Here is a 16,524-nt window from a genome sequence, read left to right on the forward strand (position 1 = left end):
TACCGACAGTGTTATTCTGACCTTAAGCCTAACATATGGCAAATAGCGTAACTTAATTCACTACGGTTCAAGGTATAAAAATGGAAATCCCTGACCCCTTCTTTGGCTAGAATTTTTACCATATCCATCGATATACTGGCACCCAGCAAGTTACGGGTGGTTTGATCGTCATCGGCTAAGCCGTCATACATTTTGTGCAACCAGTCAGGCACGTGAACATTTGTCATGCCGGCAAACTTAACCAGCGTTTTGTAGTTGGTTACAGGTAAAATGCCTGGCACGATGTCCACATCAATTCCAGCGGCCGCAGCGCGATCTCTAAAGCGCAAATACACTTCAGCATCAAAAAAGAACTGGGTGATTGCCTGATTCGCACCCGCTTCGGCTTTGCGTTTCAGGTTAAGCAAATCAAACTGGCTATTCGGTGCATCCGGGTGGACTTCGGGATAGGCAGCAACAGCAATATCAAAGTCCGCCACCTCTTTTAACAGACTCACCAGATCACTGGCGTACATTTCGGTCTTTTCCATGCCAGCTGGCAAATCACCACGCAAAGCGACTATGCGGCGTATTCCGTTATTCCAGTAATCCTGGGCAATACTTTTAAGTTCATCGCGGCTGGCGTCTACACAAGTTAAATGCGGTGCCGCACTAATTCCGGTTTGAGTCTGGATCCGTTTGACCACCTCATGTGTTCTGTCACGCTCACCACTATTTGCTCCATAAGTAACCGACATATAGGCGGGCTTAAGCGGAGCTAATCGCTCGACAGATTTCCACAAGGTCTGTTCCATTTGTTCGCTGTTGGGCGGGAAAAACTCAAAGGACACATTGATGTCTTTTAATTGTGATAAAGATTGGTTCAGGGCATCGATACCCCGTGCGTAAGACACCATTTATGCTTCCTTAATTTTATTCAATGCGGCAACCAGATCAGCGACAAGATCGTCACCATACTCTACGCCGGCGGATATTCTTAACAAGGTCTTACTGATCCCTGCGGTTAATTGGGATTGTTCATCCATTGCTCGATGGGTCATGGTAGACGGATAACAAATTAAACTCTCGGTGCCCCCTAAAGATTCGGCAATTGAGAACAGATTAATATTGTTAAGCAAGGTTTCGACTTCGGCTTCGCCGCCTTTTAATTCAAAACTGAGCATGCCGCCAAACCCTTTCTGTTGCTTTTTGGCAATCTCATAGCCGGGATGCGAGGCCAGACCGGGGTAGTACACTTTATCCACTGCTGGATGAGAGATAAGGGCATTGACCAATTTTTCAGCATTTTGCAGATGCACCGCCATACGCGCTGATAAGGTACGAACCCCACGTAAAATCATATAATTATTTAAGGCAGAACAATCGGTTAAACCAAGGCAATTGGCCCACCAGCCTAAGTTTTCAGCGATTTCAGCATCGGCACATACCACCACACCACCTAGTGCATCACTATGGCCGTTAATATATTTAGTGCAGGAATGCACTACAAAATCGGCGCCCAAGGTTAATGGTTGCTGCAATATTGGTGACAGAAAAGTGTTATCTACGGTGACCTTGGTTCCCTGCTTTTTGGCTACTTCACAAATCGCCTGAATATCCACGAGTCTTAACAATGGATTGCTCGGTGTTTCTAACCATATCATTGCCGGTTTTTTAGCTAAGGCCTGTTTAAGCGCTTCGGGATCAGTTTGATCCACCACGTCTAAGATAAAATGTCCTTTATTGGCTAACGCTTTAAATAACCGCAAGCTGCCACCATAGCTGTCATGGGGCACAACTAACGTATCGCCTTGCTCCAACAACTGCATAACCAAGGTTATTGCAGCCAAGCCACAATTGGTTACCACGGCACCGGCGCCTTGTTCCATATCTGCCAAGGTTTTCTCTAACAGTTTGGTGGTTGGATTGCCGGAACGGGCGTAATCGAACTGACCCGGCTCACGAAAATCTTCGAAGGCAAAGTTACTGGTCATATAAACCGGAGGTACTACCGCACCATAGACCGGATCGGTTTCAATTCCGCTGCGTACCGCTATCGTCTGGCTGTTGAGTTTTGACATAATTATCCTTGTTTGGACGTTTAGACGTCCAAATGTAAAGAAAGATAGTCAAGCCGTCAAGATGTTTAGACATCTAAAGTTGACTAAATACCGCTAACCGTTAGAATTTCGTTGCAGAGTAGGGTCTGTTTATCTTTCATTTCTTAACAGTGAGGAATATGAAAGATAAACAGACCCTTACAATAATCTAATAATTGTGCTGATAGCTGATTGGGCTATAAATCAACACAGTTATTTATTAATAACCAAGAGTAGACCTGATATGGCTAAATGGAATGGCAATTATATTCATCCCTATGCAGAGCACGGTAAAAAAAGTGAACTGGTAAAAAAAGTCACTGTTTCTATTCCCCTCAAAGTGTTGAAAGTACTCACTGATGAGCGCACTCGTCGGCAAATTAACAACTTGCGTCATGCGACTAATTCAGAATTGTTATGTGAAGCCTTTTTGCATGCGTTTACCGATCAACCTTTGCCTAATGATGACGATTTGCGTAAAGACAATGAGCATCGTATTCCCTCTGAAGCACGTAAAATTATGCAGCAAATGGGGATCGAGATTGACGAGGATGAATTGATCTAAATGCCCGACTGCCGTGGCCAACGGCAGTCGACTTTGTTTACTATAGCTCAGGTGGTTTACGGTGTTGAGTTGCCTGCTCAAATCCATAAGCCGCTTCAATTAAGGTTCCTTCCGATAACATTCCCGAGAAAAAGGATAACCCCACCGGTAAACCATGTACTTGGCCCATTGGCACGGTAATATGTGGATAACCGGAAATCGCTGCGGGTGATGACGCGGCGCCAGTATAGTGGTCGCCATTGATCCAGTCAGTTTTCCAGGCAGGTTGATTACTGGGGGCAATCAGTAAATCCAGATCATGTTGTTGTAATGCCGCATCAATGCCCTGTTTACCGGTTAATGATTTAGCCTTTTTTAACGCATCCTGATACAACTTGTCAGTTAATGGACCTTTCTGCTGGGCTTGCTGAAAAATTTCCTGTCTGAAGTAGGGCATTTCCTGTTGTTGATGCTGATTATTAAAATCAATCAAGTCTTGTAAGGATTTAGGTAACCCTTCAGCGGTGGTAGATAAATATTGGTTTAAATCAGTTTTAAATTCATATAGCAGTACTTCGTATTCGGCTTTACCCCATTCACCACTGTCGCCTAGCGTTACATCATCAACAATCACCGCGCCTTGTTTTTTTAATACGTTAACAGCCTGTTCAAACAGTTCATCTACATCGGGTTGGTAACCCATTAGCTGGCGAACTATGCCAATTCGTTTACCTTTTAACCCATCGGCTTTTAAATGGCTGGCAAAATCTGTTTCACTTTTTTGCGCTTGTTTATCAGTGGAATCAAAGGCGACCATACTATCGAGCAGATAAACGGCATCCGTTACTGTGCGTGCCATGGGGCCGGCGGTATCCTGACTGTGGGCGATAGGAATGATGCCATCGCGACTGACCGTTCCCAGGCTGGGTTTGATACCGACAATACCGTTTAATGATGAAGGGCAAGTCACCGAACCATCGGTTTCGGTACCCACGGCTAACAGGGTCAGGTTTGCTGCGACAGCGACACCGGAGCCGGAGCTTGAACCACAGGGGCTGCGAGTAGGATCGTAGGGATTTTTGGTTTGCCCGTATAAGCCGCTCCAGCCACTGGAAGAATGGCTGGAACGAAAATTAGCCCATTCACTTAAATTGGTTTTACCTAAAATAATTGCCCCCGCGGTACGTAATTGTTTGACCAAAAACGCATCATCTTCAGGAAAATTACTTTTTAATGCCCATGAGCCCGCTGTATTGGCCATTCCGTCTGCGGTATCAATATTGTCTTTGAGTAACACTGGAATACCGTGCAATGGACCACGAATAATATGGTGTTGTCTTTCTTGATCCAGTTGTTTGGCCTCAGCTAATGCTTCCTCGTTGATCTGCACCACTGAATTGAGCTTGATACCATTTTGATCAATATGGCTAATTCGCTCCAGATAATAATTGACCAGTTGTTCACTGGTCAGTTCACCAGACGTAAATAATTGCTGGGTCTGGTTAATGGTGAGCTCTTCTAGCTTGGGCGCCGCGAATAGACTGGGGCTGAGTAGCAATAGAACGATCTTCAGTACGGTTTTCATGATTATTATCCTTTTTTATTTCTGTTATACCGCTGTTGCTTGGTTTTTGTCCAACCTCTGATGAACTTAATCAATTCATTATTTGTAAAATAGTTGTTATTTCACTTGCGCTTCTTGATTACAAGTGTAATCTTAATTTATTGACTACATTTGTAATCGAGAAAATCATGACTGAAATAAGCAAAACTGAATTTGAAGTATTAGATGCGTTATGGGAGCAATATCCAGCATCAGCCAATGACATTATTGAGCGGCTTAATCGCCACAAGGATTGGCATGATAAAACGGTTAAAACCTTATTAAGCCGTTTGGTTAAAAAAGGTGCCATCGATTTTGACAAGCAACAGCGTAGTTACCTTTATTTTCCGTTGCTAGAACGGGAATCCTATGTAGTGAATGAAAGTAAAAGCTTGGTGCGGCGTTTATTTGAAGGCCGCGTTGCCCCGTTAGTTGCTGGTTTTGCGGAAGCGGATTCCTTGTCTAAACAGGATGTGGATGAGCTAAAGGCATTGATTGAACAGTGGGAGAAAGACAATGGCTAGCTGGATTCTGTCACAACAACTGGTATTGAGCGTGATTCTATTGCTCATGCTTCTGCTAGAACGAAAAGCGGTGGAAGATTTGGGAGCCAGAACGGTTTACCTATTGTGGTTATTGGTGCCGCTGGCACTGCTAGTTAACAATCTACCGGTGGATTTGGTGAGTCTGAATAACCACAGCATTAATCGTTATGTAGTGGGCTTTTCCAGCCAGAGTCAGAAAGTGGGTTCGTTATTTAGTTGGCAGTTCATTTGGATGATTGGGGCGTTAGCTGTCATGGCAGTTGCTTGGTGGCAACAATGGCGATTTAGCCAATTATCATTAACGCCGCTGAAGAATATTGAGTTACCAACGCATTTTCCTCAACAACTCATTATTAGTACCTCCCGTTACGTCGCCGGGCCAGTGTTAACAGGAATATTTAGACCCAGATTAATTGTTCCTAGCTCATTCCAAGCCGACTTTACTGCGGCCCAACAGCAGATGATCTTGCAACACGAGTTAGTGCACTACCGCCGCCGGGATAACGTTTTTAATTTGTGTGGGTTGGTTGTTGTTGCGCTGTTCTGGTTTAACCCATTGGTGTGGATTGGGTATAAAGCTTTTCGCCGGTGTCAGGAGTTAGCTTGTGATGAGGTGGTATTAATCAATAAAAATCAACAAGAAAAAATTCTGTATAGCAAAGCATTATTGCGCTGTGCGGAAGTGTCACTACAACCCATGACGATTTATTCACAGTACGGAGATAAACACAGTATGAAAAAGCGCATTAAGTTAATTCAACACAGTGGTTCGGCAAAAGTTAGTTTGGTTGCAACGGTATTAATGTTGTCAGGCGGGCTTTTAACCGGGATCGCGATGGCTAATCAACAGCCAGCCACGATTGATAAAACGCAAGTGAATTTAGCCTCACCGGTGCAGCGAGTGGAACCGCTCTATCCGCTGGAAGCCGCTGAGCAAAAAATAGAAGGGTCAGTTGTATTGCAATTTGATATTGATGTAGATGGTACCACGTCGAATATTAAAGTGATCAAGGCCATACCGGAGCAAGTATTTGAAAAGGAATCAATCAAGGCGTTGCAACAATGGCGATATAAGCCGCGTATTGTTGGTGGGCAGGCGCAAAAGCAAACCAACTTGCTGGTACAACTGGACTATTTGCTGGATCAAACTAGCTCGCCACGTAACTCGCTGGTTGAAGGGATTAAGATAGTTAATTAAAACGGTCTGTTTTTTCTGGCTTTTATTGCCTCAACATTTTTATTGCTGGGGCGATGTCGACTGAATTTCTGATCAATTTCATTTTTGGTGTTGTTATGAAATGGCTATCGCTGTGTTTTAGTTTGTGTCTATTGAGTGCATGCAGTGCGACCAGAGTGATAGTCAATCAGCGCTATTTAAGCGACGACCAAACCAGTCAAATCGTTAGTACGCTAAACGAGGCGGGCTTTGATGTGTTAACTAATGACTATGAATTTCCGGCTGCTATTCAGCAATCAACGTTGATGTATGCACTGGTACTCAACGATCCCAATACAATTGATGAAGTACAATTGCGGCTGGCGACACTGGGCTGGAATATAAATTCAGTTCAGCCACTGGTTACGGGCAATCAATGGTTTAGCAATAATAGCCTGGGGTTGTTTTTAATACCGGACAACATCAATCGACAGCAACGGGATCAAGTCTCAAGCTTGCTACGCCAGTTTCATACCGACGACTGCACGCCAACGGGCAGTATTAAGTTAACCGCCGATCAGCACTATCAGATGTCTTTTGACCAACCATTGAGCGCCGAGCAACAAGCTTCCCTGACCGGGATTTGGCGGGTGACTGAATATCCCTATATTGAATTGCGCAGTCAGGATCGACAGTGGTGGTTCTATTTAGTTGTGGAGCAACAGACGCGTGCTGACTCAATTGGCCGCATAAAGGTGACGAGTATCACCCCGGTAGAAGATTACTTCTTTGGTGGATGCACTTTTTCTGCCGGTGTCCGGGAGTAATTTTATGTGTACTTTTTCGCACAACCATTCAGAAAAATTGACACGGCATTTTCGACATAGCGTTTCTTCTCGTCATCGGATAACACCACAGTGTCACCTAATACACAACGCATATGGTAGTTACCTTTAAACATGCTAAGTAACTGTTGAGCGGCCATATAACAATCATTTAATTGCAAATAACCGGCATCGACCAGCGATTGTAAATAATCCGCCACTGCTCTGAGGTTTCTCTCTGGAGCGGTTTTGATAAAAATTTCACGCAGTTGCGGGTAGCGCCCTGATTCGGAAATAAGAAGGCGATGGATGGCTCCGACCTGGGGAGAGGACAGTAGATCGAGAAAGCTGATTCCCATGGCATGTAATACATCAACCGGGTCCTGCTCCCGGGCAAATGTGGAACTCAACTTATCCACCATTTGTCCGGAGGTGCGCTCAATCACAGCCTGAAACAGACCTTCTTTGTTCCCAAATAACCGATACAAGGTTGCCAGTGATCCACCTGCTTCAGCCATAATTTCCTGTAGGCTGGCAGCGTCAAATCCGTTGCGACAAAATACTTCCGTAGCAGCATCGAGTATTTTATCACGCCTTAATAGCCCCTTTTCTCTCGGAGTATAATTTTCATCAGCGCAACTTAAGGTGGGATTTTCATTATTCATCAATATGACTACCTATTATCTGAACTGTGATGTTATCAAATAATTGATTCTATAACAGGACTTGAATTTTTGTGTAGTGTAATATACATTACACATTGTTCAATTGCTATTCTCTTGTATGGATCCTTTTACCTATGAAATTCACCATTAAAAAAGTGATATTTACCTTGGTCGCACTCACTTTACTGTTCTTTGCTGCTCGGGCCGCTATGCAATGGTACCAACATGGGCGTTTTACCGAAGAAACTGACAATGCTTATATTAAGGCTGATACGATAGCAATCCGCCCCGAGATTACTGGACGAATAGCAGCGGTGGCAGTGCAGGAAAATCAGCGAGTCGCAAAAGGCCAGTTATTGATTCAAATTGATCCTGCAGACTATCAGGCTAAAGTTAAGCAAGCTCAGGCACAGTTGGCGGTTAGCCAGGCTGCATTGGCAGACGCCGACGCGCAATTTGCCTTACAAGATAAAAAGTTGGATGAAGCGTCGGCGAATATTGATGCTGCCCGTGCGGAATTGCATCGTGCCGAATTAGAGTTAAAGCGCTTTAAAGTGCTGGAGAGTCAGTCATATGACTCTAAACAGCAATTGCAAAATGCGGAAGCCGCAGTACAGGTGGCTAAAGCTAAAGTTGCTCAGGCGACTGCGGCTAAAGCGGCTGCTACGCAAATGGTAGCGGTGCTGGAGACCAAACGTAGTAGTGCTGAAGCACAAATTAGTGTTGTTCAATCCGAGCTGGATTTTGCCAAAAACCAGCTAACCAAAGCTGCTATTGTGGCGCCTAGTGACGGAGTTATTGGTAATTTAGGAGCTCGGGTCGGTAGTGCTGCGCAACCGAATATGACGTTATTGTATTTAGTACCGTTATCCAAAATTTATGTGATTGCCAATTACAAAGAAACCCAAATTACCCATATGAGCATTGGTCAGCCGGTAACGCTGAATGTGGATGCACAACCGGATATTCAATTTACCGGTGTCGTTGAGTCACTCGCACCGTCTACAGGAACCGAATTCAGTTTATTGCCGGCAGACAATGCAACCGGCAACTTTAATAAGATTGTGCAACGAGTGCCAGTGCGCATTCAGATCACCGGGCCTAAAAATTCCTTATATCTGCTTCGCCCCGGATTATCGGTAGTCCCTTCAGTGGATACTCAGCATTTTAGTCAGCAAAAATCATATCTGGATAACGTGGAAGCACCATAATGCCGAACAAAAATGATATGCCTAGCATCCAGCAGCGAATTGGTTTTATCGCTGCGATGGTGGGGATGTTTATGGCCATTCTGGATATCCAGATTGTCGCCAGTTCGTTAAATGAAATTCAAGCCGGTGTGTCGGCCACTCCAGATGAAATTTCATGGGTACAAACAGCATATTTAATTGCTGAAGTGATCATGATCCCCCTTTCAGGCATGCTAATTCGTTGGTTATCGACACGCTTGACTTTTGTGCTTAGCTGCTCGGCTTTTACGCTGGCTAGCGTGGGTTGTGCAATGGCACAAACGATCGATCAGCTTATTGTATTGCGTGCCATTCAGGGGTTTGTTGGCGGTGCAATGATCCCTATTGCTTATGCGCTGGGATTTCGGTTATTCCCGCCACGGATGATGGGCATCATTCAGGCTGTCATTGGTATGATCGCCACCACCGCTCCTTCGATTGGTCCGACGTTAGGCGGCTACATTACATTATCGTTGAGTTGGCACTGGCTGTTTTTGATGAATGTTATTCCAGGAATTCTTGCCAGTGTCGTGGTGTGGTTTAATTTACATATTGATGAACCCGATTTTAGTCTTTTCAAAAAAATCGATTTTACCGGTTTGTTATTTTTAGCCTTGTTTCTTGGCCCACTGGAATTTGTACTGGAAGAAGGGCCCGGTGAAGACTGGTTTGCCAGTACCGAAATCATTATTTTTTCATTGATTAGTATGTGCAGTGCCGTGGCGTTTTTCTGGCGAGCATTAACGGTAGATTTTCCAATTGTGGATCTAAAAGTGTTTAAGGATCGTAACTTTGCATTGGGCACTGTCCTCGGCTTTATCATCGGTATTGCGTTATATGGTTTGGTGTATTTAATGCCATTGTTTTTTGGCACCGTACGACAGTTTAATAGCTTGCAGATTGGTGAAATCATGTTTGTTACCGGTGCCACGATGTTCTTTACCGCCCCCGTCTTTGGTAAATTATCGGATAAAATCGATGCCCGCTATATGCTGACCTTTGGCCTGTTTTTAGTCGGATTGGGGGCGATTATGAATTCAACCCTGACCACCGAATCAGGCTATGAGCACTTTTTCTGGCCTCAGATTGTGCGTGGAGTGGGATTATTGGTGTGTATTCTTACCGCGACGCGCTTGGCAATGGGAACGTTGCCAGACCATGAAATTAGTAATGCTGCAGGCTTATTTAATGTGATGCGTAACCTCGGCGGCGCGGTGGGATTAGCCACGATGGATACCATTCGTGATTTTCGTTTTGATTATCATTGGACTCAGCTTATTCATGCCGTTGATACCACTCGGGATGTGGTGGTCCAGCAATTGTATCAGTCGCAAATGCAGTTAACCGGTATGGTGAGCGATCCCGCTGCCGCTGCAATTAAACAAATGGCCCAACGAGTGATGTTGCAAGCGAGGGTATTGTCGTTCAATGACCTGTTTTTGATTTTGGGTGTGTTGTATTTGTGTGCCGTGCCTTTGATGATATTTATGCGCAAGCCAGAGAGTGCCGCCGGACCGGTCGCAGAGCATTAATAATAGTGTAAAGAAAACGTAATTTATTGTTTTGAAAGAAACTTTATACAGTCTGACGAGTCTTAAATAATACGTCTTTAGTGAACTTCTCCCTTTACTAGCGTGGCGGTTTCGATACCGCATTTTCTCCCACTGCCATGGTTATTAACCTGATCATGGTCAGTGGGATTTTTATTAATTCCAATAATACCACCCTTGTTCAGTGGTAGGGCAAATGGCGCATCATTGGTTTTATCCCATTCGTTTTTGACGCGCAATCCATAGTTGAGCCTCTACAATCCGCTATATAAATGTCATTCATTTTCAGGCTAACTTATTGTTATTTAGATTATTTGACGTTACTTTATTTTCTCTGTTTCTTTCCGCTGTAGTTTATGGGAATAACCGATAAAACGGATTGGATTTTGGGGAATTAATTCGAGATAGTTATGGAACATATTAATTGGCATGATTTCCAGAGAGTGGAACTTAGAATAGGCACCATTGTGGAGGTTCAGGATTTTCCTGAAGCAAGAAACCCTGCCTACAAGTTGCGTGTTGATTTCGGTGGCAATATCGGGATTAAAAAATCTAGCGCTCAAATAACCAAGCTCTATAGTAAATCAGATCTATTAGGTAAACAGGTTATGGCAGTGGTTAACTTTCCGCCTAAACAAATCGGGCCCATTATGTCTGAGTGTTTGGTTACCGGTGTTCATCGGGAAGATGGTGCTGTGGTATTGGTATCACCAGATCAACCTTTGCCAAATGGAGCTCGTTTGGCTTAATGATTTCTCTCGCCGGGTACTACGGTATTTATCTTTGAGAGTAAACTCACGAAGTAAATGGAATACGCATGAGTTCAGATCAAAATAACAATAGAGGCAGAGTTGCCCTAATTACAGGTTCAACATCCGGGATTGGAAAAGCGATTGCCCTACAGCTTAATAAGGATGGATTTACAGTTGTGTTGCATTCAAGAACGTCGGTAGCCGAAGGGCAACGTTTCGCTAGCCAAATTCCCAACGCTATTTATATTCAAGCCGACTTATCGGATCAAGTTCAAGTAAAGCGGTTAATTTTAGATGTGCTGTCTCACCATGGTAGGTTGGATGTGTTAGTTAATAATGCGGGTATTAATGCAATGATCCCCCACAACGATCTTAAACAGGCCTCAGCTGAGGTATGGCGCGAGCTTTACGAGGTTAATGTGATAGCCCCATGGACGTTAATTGCTGAAGCTGAATCAGCTCTTAGACAATCATCAACCCAAGCATGTCCCAGTTGTATCGTGAATATTAGTTCACATGCTGGAGTTCGTCCTAAAGGTGCATCGGTTCCTTATGCGGCAACAAAGGCGGCACTAAATCATGTCACTACATTATTAGCGTTGAATTTATCACCAGATATTCGTGTTAATGCAATTGCCCCCGGTTTAGTTGATACCCCGATGACTGAGAAATGGGTTGATGCTCATCGATTGTGGAAAGATAAATCCCCAATGAGACGTGGAGCCAAACCCTCTGAAATTGCTTATATTGCATCAATGCTAGTTGCGAGTAGTTATATTACCGGTGAAATCATATTGGCTGATGGGGGATTAAATCTTACTTAATCGAGCTTAGGTTAAGTCGTTATATCCCGGGTTGCCTCAAAGCAATTGAGTAAGCGATGCAAACCATGAGCGCACAGGATCAGTACACTCAGAGCGATCACAACAGAGGAAAACCGGTATAGACTGCTATAAAAAATATCGGCAGTTGGATTCATGTATTGACCAAATAAAATTCCGATTGTGGTTAGGGCTCCAAAACCGGTTCCAGAACCTGCGCGTTCGATTAAATGCAGTCGTGCAGTAAGTAAAATAGTGATAAACAAGGCTAATACTACCAATGCCAGATGGGCGATTAGGTTATACATCAATACCTGTACCAGAATCGCCAGAACACAGCCGATACTGACTCCTTTAGCCCGCTTGAAGGCACTGGTTAGCGATCCCTGAAAGGTTAACGGAAACAGAACCAGTACGGTGGCAACTTGGGCAGATAAGGAATCACGCAAGTCGAGAATCTGAAATACCATAAATGATATTGTTACCAGTGTAGCGCCTAACAAAGTGCGGTGGCGTATCTGAATCTGGGTGGCTGTATTAGGTGGTGGGGGTAACGGCTTGTCTACATCAGGAATAAGCCAGTAAAACACACAGGCACCCACCACAGACAAGACTGAGGCCAATAAGGTCGCAGCGACCATATCGCTGATATTGGTATCCGGGTAACTGCCAAAATGCAGTAATGTTGATAACGTCACTAGCCCGGAAGCCCATAACAAATAATGTTTTCCTTTGGCCATAAAGTAAAAATGTACAGCGAAAATAGCGAAGGTCGCCAATGTCATTGGCAAGGCATAGGGTAGAAAAAAGCGATGCAATACATACAGTTCGACAATATTGACCACGGTGCCAAGGACAAACTGCCAAGCGATAAGACGATTAAATACCGGTAACATGCCAAGCAACAGCATTGGAAAAACGGTAAAAAATACACCATAAGGCCAATTCATCAATTTACACAGCAGAAAACCGGTACAGCTACCTAACGCGATGCGCAGTAGGCGTCGTTGTTCTGCCTGAGTCAGACCCGTTGTATTATCAGTATGAATATTAGTAGACATAGTGCAGATAACTGATTACGGCCATTTGTATCCGCGCTAGCAGATGCATCACACCATGGGTATCGTTTTCCAGCATGACAGTGGCTCGTGAGCCGGTGGCTAGGGAAATGGGCAGTGATTGTTGCTGTAACTCTACATAGACACGTATGCGCTGTGCATCACGTACCCATCGATCACTGTTATCGGGGGCAGCCAGTTGACCGTTGGCTGTATTTTGCCCTTGAGCTATACCCAGATCACGACTACTCAGTGAGGCATTAAATACTTGTCCAGGCAGTGCGTCAAATACCACTAATGCCGTTGCATTTTGCGGGATATGACTCAGACTTTTTTCACGAAAGTCAGCAGCAATTCGTTCTTGGCCCATCACCACCAGACTCAGTAAGGACTGATTGGCCTGAGCTTGAATACCGGCGACCAGTTGCAGGTTAGAAACCACGCCATCCTCAGGTGCAACTACTTGAGTGCGTTTGAGGTTCAGTTGGGCTAACTCGAGTTGATTACGGGCCTGACGTAAGCGTAAATTTTGGTCGCCTTGGTCACCTAGTTCTGTTTCTACCGCTCGTTGATTCTGTTGTGCGGCAACTAAACGTGCCTGCGCTGAATTAACTTCGGCAGCGTGTTGGTCAACGAGTTGCTGACTGACCACATCCTGTTGCATTAAGGTTTGCAGCCGCGCATATTCACGTTGGCTTTCCTGCAATGTAACGGAAGCTTCGGTGACAGTGGCTTGAGCCTGTGCAAGTTGCGCTTGTAATGTTGCATTGGTTTGTTTGGCGGCACTTAAAGCTAACAGTGCTTTTTCCACGGCCAGTTGATAATCGCTAGGATCAATCTTAAACAGCAGGTCTCCGGCAGCAACCCGTTGGTTATTGCTCACATACACCTCCGTCACTTCACCTGCGACTCGGGGAGCTACCGTGATTACCGGGCGTTGTACCATTGAATGCGGGGTCATTGGAATGGTCACATCGGTGATCAATACATAGGCAAAAACTACGATGAACAACACAAAAGCACCACGCATCCAGCGATTAAATTGTTTATCTGAGGTCATGATTTCTCCGTAATAAATTGGTCACCATTGTTAATGATGGTTTGTAACAACTCGTGCAGTAGTTGGCGTTGCTGTGGATCTAATCCGGTAAGCATTTTTTGACGTCCCGCTTTCGCCATACTTTCCACCTGTTCTAACAGCTCACGTCCTTCAGCGGTGAACCATAGATTTTTGCGACGGGCATCTTCGGCACAGGCTTTGCGAATAATTAATCCGCTTTGTTCAAGTTGATTTAAGGTACGTAGCAATGAGGGTTGCTCAATGCCAATATTGTCAGCCAGTTCTTTCTGACTACAACCTTCTCCCATACGATCAAGGTGCAGTAATGCAATCCAACGGGTTTGAGTCAGGCCTAAGCCGGACATGTAATGATCCACTGCGTTGCGCCAGCTGAATGCGGCGCGACTGAGTAACCAGCCAATGTTACTTTCCATCATCTTTTCTCATTTAGTTAGCATGCTAACTAATATAACATATACTTAGCATGCTAATCAAATTAATAGATTGTTAATGGAACTTGTCGATACTGTTGTTGTTGCTGGTTAATGGATTAAGGGGCGGGTAAACGGTCTTTTCAGATTAAAAAAATCCCCGCGTTAATGGCGGGGATTTTATACTCACTAAACTGAAGGAGAGTAACGTGGTTTAGTGTCCAATGACTTTAAATGCAATGGAACTGGGATACTCTTTACTGTGATAAAGCTTGTGCTCGGCTTTAACAAAGTCTTCTGGCTTGGCGTTAAAGATATTATCGATGTATTTTTGCGGATTAATATCCATAAACGGAAACATGCTACTTTGCACTTGAATTTGCAGTTTATGTCCACGTTTGATGGTGTGCAGTACATCCAATAACTCAAATTTAACCAGAGTAGGTTTGTTTGGTTCAAAAGGCTCTGGTGTTGACATACTGTTTCTAAAACGACCACGCATAATGCCCCAGCGCACTAGCTCATGACGGTTACCGGTTTCCTTGTCCACTTCATTGCTGGATTCGTCCATACCGGGGAATACATCAACCAGTTTAACCACAAAATCTGCCGCACTTTGGCTGGTGGATACCCATAAATTCAGATCAATTGCTCCAGCAATGGTTTGATCTTCACTGGCGACTTCACTGTTAAACACCAAGACATCAGGACGACGAGCGGTGAAGCGTTGATCTTCTGCCATATACGGGCGATCCCAACCACGACTAGTGTTAGCCGAATGTGGTACCGGTTTATTGGGATCACTAATGTAGTCGCTAAAGCCGCCTTTGGACTCTTTATGGTCTAGCAGTTTTTCATTTGCGCCCATATATAACGTTACGTCTTTACCTTGCTTAGGTGGCCAAGTGTCAAATTCGCGCCAGCGGTTAGCGCCGGTTTCGAATATAGTCGCTTTTGCCAGTTCATCGGTTTTGGCATCTTTCAAATTATGTTTAAAAAATGGCAGTAAGATATGTTCCTGAAACCATTCACTGGTATTAAAGCCAAATTGTGCTTCGCCCATATGACTGCCGTCAGCGGCATTCCATTGGCCGTGGTACCAAGGACCCATAATGATATGGATATTGTCCTTTTTGTTGCCTTTGGACATTTTTTGATAAGTGGCTAACGGACCGTACAAGTCTTCGGTGTCATACCAGCCACCGACGATCAGGGTTGCCGGTTTTACATCATTAAGATGTGGCAACAAATTACGTGCTTGCCAATATTCATCATAATTAGGGTGCTCAGTGAGTTCATTCCAGAACGGACGCTCCCCATGAAAGTAGTTTTTATTAACGTTGCTTAATGGTCCCAAGTTACGGAAAAAATCATAGCCATCAGGCGTGGTCGACTTCATCCCTTCTGGCCAGTAAGGGAATTGCCCCTCACGTTGTTTATCGAACTTGTCGAAGAATATAAACGCCATCGGGGTCGAAAATGCACCATTGCGATGAAAGTCGTCAAAAAACCAGTCAGCAATAGGTGCCTGAGGTGAGATGGCTTTAAGGGCTTTATGGCTATTGATCGCCGCTACCGAGGTATAATAACCGGGATATGAGGTACCCCACATTCCCACTTTTCCGTTGTTATTGGGAATGTGTTTTACTAACCAGTCGATGGTGTCGTAGGTATCAGTGGCATCATCGACCGCTTTTCCACCTTTGTCATTCGCATCCTGCGGACGCATGTTGACATACTCACCTTCGGACATAAATTTGCCACGCACATCCTGGAAAACAAAAATAAATCCTTCTTTTTCAAAAATCTCGCTTGGCCCTAATTTGGTTTTATATTTATCTGTACCGTAGGGGGCAACACGATAAGGAGTGCGTTGCATCATCATCGGGTATTTAGTGGATTTATCGTAAGGAATATACACTGAGGTAAACAGTTTTTTGCCATCGCGCATCGGGATCTGATATTCATACTTGGCATAATGTGAGCGGATATATTCGGCTCTTTTATCGGGTTCTTGCTGGTCTGCGGCTTGTGCGAAACTGGCCAGAGCCAGCCAGCAAAACAATCCAATGAACCTTGATAAGGTTTTGTTATTCATATAATTATCCTTATATCATTGAAAAATGGTGGGTTTAAAAGTGTTTGGTGATAGTGTAACCCAATTACCATACTACGACTTGCCTGCACATCCTATGCGTAACACGATGA

Annotated in this window: 17 protein-coding genes; 8 read left to right on the forward strand and 9 right to left on the reverse strand. The window is 44.4% G+C overall.

All coding sequences use genetic code 11. The features are described from left to right. Nucleotides 1-11 precede the first annotated feature (11 nt). Both metF and metB read right to left on the reverse strand, forming a co-directional pair. The gene (gene metF / locus ACTD55_RS12130) at nt 12-896 is read right to left on the reverse strand and encodes a methylenetetrahydrofolate reductase (RefSeq protein ID WP_438864598.1); all 885 of its coding nucleotides are present in this window, start codon (nt 894-896) and stop codon (nt 12-14) included. Continuing rightward, on the reverse strand, nt 897-2,060 hold the full coding sequence (gene metB, locus ACTD55_RS12135) for a cystathionine gamma-synthase (RefSeq protein ID WP_438864599.1): 1,164 nt from the start codon (nt 2,058-2,060) through the stop codon (nt 897-899). Nucleotides 2,061-2,322: 262 nt separating this feature from the next. Between metB and metJ the strand changes: the two genes are divergently transcribed. Further along, complete coding sequence (gene metJ / locus ACTD55_RS12140; RefSeq protein ID WP_438864600.1) at nt 2,323-2,643, forward strand: met regulon transcriptional regulator MetJ; 321 nt, start codon at nt 2,323-2,325, stop codon at nt 2,641-2,643. A gap of 40 nt (nt 2,644-2,683) precedes the next feature. Here the strand turns inward: metJ and ACTD55_RS12145 are convergent, their stop codons facing one another. Continuing rightward, entirely contained in the window at nt 2,684-4,207 is a 1,524-nt protein-coding gene (locus ACTD55_RS12145) for an amidase (RefSeq protein WP_438864601.1), read from the reverse strand. A gap of 167 nt (nt 4,208-4,374) precedes the next feature. On the opposite strand from ACTD55_RS12145, the gene ACTD55_RS12150 reads away from it, so the two are divergent. The 3 genes from ACTD55_RS12150 (at nt 4,375) to ACTD55_RS12160 (ending at nt 6,753) form a co-directional block, all read left to right on the forward strand. After that, nucleotides 4,375-4,749, forward strand: coding sequence for a BlaI/MecI/CopY family transcriptional regulator (locus ACTD55_RS12150; protein ID WP_438864602.1), 375 nt, complete (start codon nt 4,375-4,377; stop codon nt 4,747-4,749). Beyond that, entirely contained in the window at nt 4,742-5,968 is a 1,227-nt protein-coding gene (locus ACTD55_RS12155) for a M56 family metallopeptidase (RefSeq protein WP_438864603.1), read from the forward strand. Before ACTD55_RS12150 ends, ACTD55_RS12155 begins: the two co-directional genes overlap by 8 nt. A gap of 95 nt (nt 5,969-6,063) precedes the next feature. Then, nucleotides 6,064-6,753 (forward strand): hypothetical protein, encoded by a 690-nt coding sequence (locus ACTD55_RS12160; protein WP_438864604.1) that lies wholly within the window; start codon nt 6,064-6,066, stop codon nt 6,751-6,753. Nucleotides 6,754-6,755: 2 nt separating this feature from the next. On the opposite strand, the gene ACTD55_RS12165 is transcribed toward ACTD55_RS12160, so the two are convergent. Then, entirely contained in the window at nt 6,756-7,415 is a 660-nt protein-coding gene (locus tag ACTD55_RS12165; protein WP_438864605.1) for a TetR/AcrR family transcriptional regulator C-terminal domain-containing protein, read from the reverse strand. 134 nt (nt 7,416-7,549) lie between these two features. Here ACTD55_RS12165 and ACTD55_RS12170 point away from each other — a divergent pair, with 134 nt between their 5' ends. Continuing rightward, nucleotides 7,550-8,626 carry an HlyD family secretion protein gene (locus ACTD55_RS12170; protein ID WP_438864606.1) on the forward strand — a complete coding sequence of 359 codons (1,077 nt, stop codon included), beginning with the start codon at nt 7,550-7,552 and terminating at the stop codon, nt 8,624-8,626. Further along, complete coding sequence (locus tag ACTD55_RS12175) at nt 8,626-10,176, forward strand: DHA2 family efflux MFS transporter permease subunit (protein WP_438864607.1); 1,551 nt, start codon at nt 8,626-8,628, stop codon at nt 10,174-10,176. The genes ACTD55_RS12170 and ACTD55_RS12175 overlap by 1 nt, the downstream gene beginning before the upstream one ends. A 77-nt stretch (nt 10,177-10,253) precedes the next feature. Here ACTD55_RS12175 and ACTD55_RS12180 read toward each other — a convergent pair whose 3' ends face one another. Then, on the reverse strand, nt 10,254-10,433 hold the full coding sequence (locus tag ACTD55_RS12180; protein WP_438864608.1) for a hypothetical protein: 180 nt from the start codon (nt 10,431-10,433) through the stop codon (nt 10,254-10,256). A gap of 171 nt (nt 10,434-10,604) precedes the next feature. On the opposite strand from ACTD55_RS12180, the gene ACTD55_RS12185 reads away from it, so the two are divergent. Together ACTD55_RS12185 and ACTD55_RS12190 are read left to right on the forward strand one after the other, a co-directional pair. Next, nucleotides 10,605-10,943, forward strand: coding sequence for a tRNA-binding protein (locus tag ACTD55_RS12185; protein WP_438864609.1), 339 nt, complete (start codon nt 10,605-10,607; stop codon nt 10,941-10,943). 68 nt (nt 10,944-11,011) lie between these two features. After that, nucleotides 11,012-11,770, forward strand: a complete 759-nt coding sequence (locus tag ACTD55_RS12190; RefSeq protein WP_438864610.1) for an SDR family NAD(P)-dependent oxidoreductase — start codon at nt 11,012-11,014, stop codon at nt 11,768-11,770. 11 nt (nt 11,771-11,781) lie between these two features. Here ACTD55_RS12190 and ACTD55_RS12195 read toward each other — a convergent pair whose 3' ends face one another. From ACTD55_RS12195 to ACTD55_RS12210, 4 genes are all read right to left on the reverse strand, one after another. After that, nucleotides 11,782-12,828 carry a DUF2955 domain-containing protein gene (locus tag ACTD55_RS12195; RefSeq protein ID WP_438864611.1) on the reverse strand — a complete coding sequence of 349 codons (1,047 nt, stop codon included), beginning with the start codon at nt 12,826-12,828 and terminating at the stop codon, nt 11,782-11,784. Continuing rightward, nucleotides 12,818-13,885: an HlyD family secretion protein gene (locus tag ACTD55_RS12200; RefSeq protein WP_438864612.1), complete on the reverse strand. Its 1,068-nt coding sequence runs from the start codon at nt 13,883-13,885 to the stop codon at nt 12,818-12,820. The genes ACTD55_RS12195 and ACTD55_RS12200 overlap by 11 nt, the downstream gene beginning before the upstream one ends. Then, nucleotides 13,882-14,322 (reverse strand): transcriptional regulator SlyA, encoded by a 441-nt coding sequence (gene slyA / locus ACTD55_RS12205; protein WP_438864613.1) that lies wholly within the window; start codon nt 14,320-14,322, stop codon nt 13,882-13,884. Before slyA ends, ACTD55_RS12200 begins: the two co-directional genes overlap by 4 nt. Before the next feature lie 208 nt (nt 14,323-14,530). Continuing rightward, nucleotides 14,531-16,414, reverse strand: coding sequence for a CocE/NonD family hydrolase (locus ACTD55_RS12210; RefSeq protein WP_438864614.1), 1,884 nt, complete (start codon nt 16,412-16,414; stop codon nt 14,531-14,533). Nucleotides 16,415-16,524 lie beyond the last annotated feature (110 nt).

The sequence above is a fragment of the Neptunicella sp. genome (assembly GCF_048268085.1).
Taxonomy (GTDB): Bacteria; Pseudomonadota; Gammaproteobacteria; order Enterobacterales; family Alteromonadaceae; genus Neptunicella.

Excerpts from the sequence above, each read along its gene's own strand:
- metF (WP_438864598.1), bottom strand. The coding sequence starts at position 896 with ATGGTGTCTTACGCACGGGGTATCGATGCCCTGAACCAATCTTTATCA.
- metB (WP_438864599.1), bottom strand. The coding sequence starts at position 2,060 with ATGTCAAAACTCAACAGCCAGACGATAGCGGTACGCAGCGGAATTGAA.
- metJ (WP_438864600.1), top strand. The coding sequence starts at position 2,323 with ATGGCTAAATGGAATGGCAATTATATTCATCCCTATGCAGAGCACGGT.
- ACTD55_RS12145 (WP_438864601.1), bottom strand. The coding sequence starts at position 4,207 with ATGAAAACCGTACTGAAGATCGTTCTATTGCTACTCAGCCCCAGTCTA.
- ACTD55_RS12150 (WP_438864602.1), top strand. The coding sequence starts at position 4,375 with ATGACTGAAATAAGCAAAACTGAATTTGAAGTATTAGATGCGTTATGG.
- ACTD55_RS12155 (WP_438864603.1), top strand. The coding sequence starts at position 4,742 with ATGGCTAGCTGGATTCTGTCACAACAACTGGTATTGAGCGTGATTCTA.
- ACTD55_RS12160 (WP_438864604.1), top strand. The coding sequence starts at position 6,064 with ATGAAATGGCTATCGCTGTGTTTTAGTTTGTGTCTATTGAGTGCATGC.
- ACTD55_RS12165 (WP_438864605.1), bottom strand. The coding sequence starts at position 7,415 with ATGAATAATGAAAATCCCACCTTAAGTTGCGCTGATGAAAATTATACT.
- ACTD55_RS12170 (WP_438864606.1), top strand. The coding sequence starts at position 7,550 with ATGAAATTCACCATTAAAAAAGTGATATTTACCTTGGTCGCACTCACT.
- ACTD55_RS12175 (WP_438864607.1), top strand. The coding sequence starts at position 8,626 with ATGCCGAACAAAAATGATATGCCTAGCATCCAGCAGCGAATTGGTTTT.
- ACTD55_RS12185 (WP_438864609.1), top strand. The coding sequence starts at position 10,605 with ATGGAACATATTAATTGGCATGATTTCCAGAGAGTGGAACTTAGAATA.
- ACTD55_RS12190 (WP_438864610.1), top strand. The coding sequence starts at position 11,012 with ATGAGTTCAGATCAAAATAACAATAGAGGCAGAGTTGCCCTAATTACA.
- ACTD55_RS12195 (WP_438864611.1), bottom strand. The coding sequence starts at position 12,828 with ATGTCTACTAATATTCATACTGATAATACAACGGGTCTGACTCAGGCA.
- ACTD55_RS12200 (WP_438864612.1), bottom strand. The coding sequence starts at position 13,885 with ATGACCTCAGATAAACAATTTAATCGCTGGATGCGTGGTGCTTTTGTG.
- slyA (WP_438864613.1), bottom strand. The coding sequence starts at position 14,322 with ATGATGGAAAGTAACATTGGCTGGTTACTCAGTCGCGCCGCATTCAGC.
- ACTD55_RS12210 (WP_438864614.1), bottom strand. The coding sequence starts at position 16,414 with ATGAATAACAAAACCTTATCAAGGTTCATTGGATTGTTTTGCTGGCTG.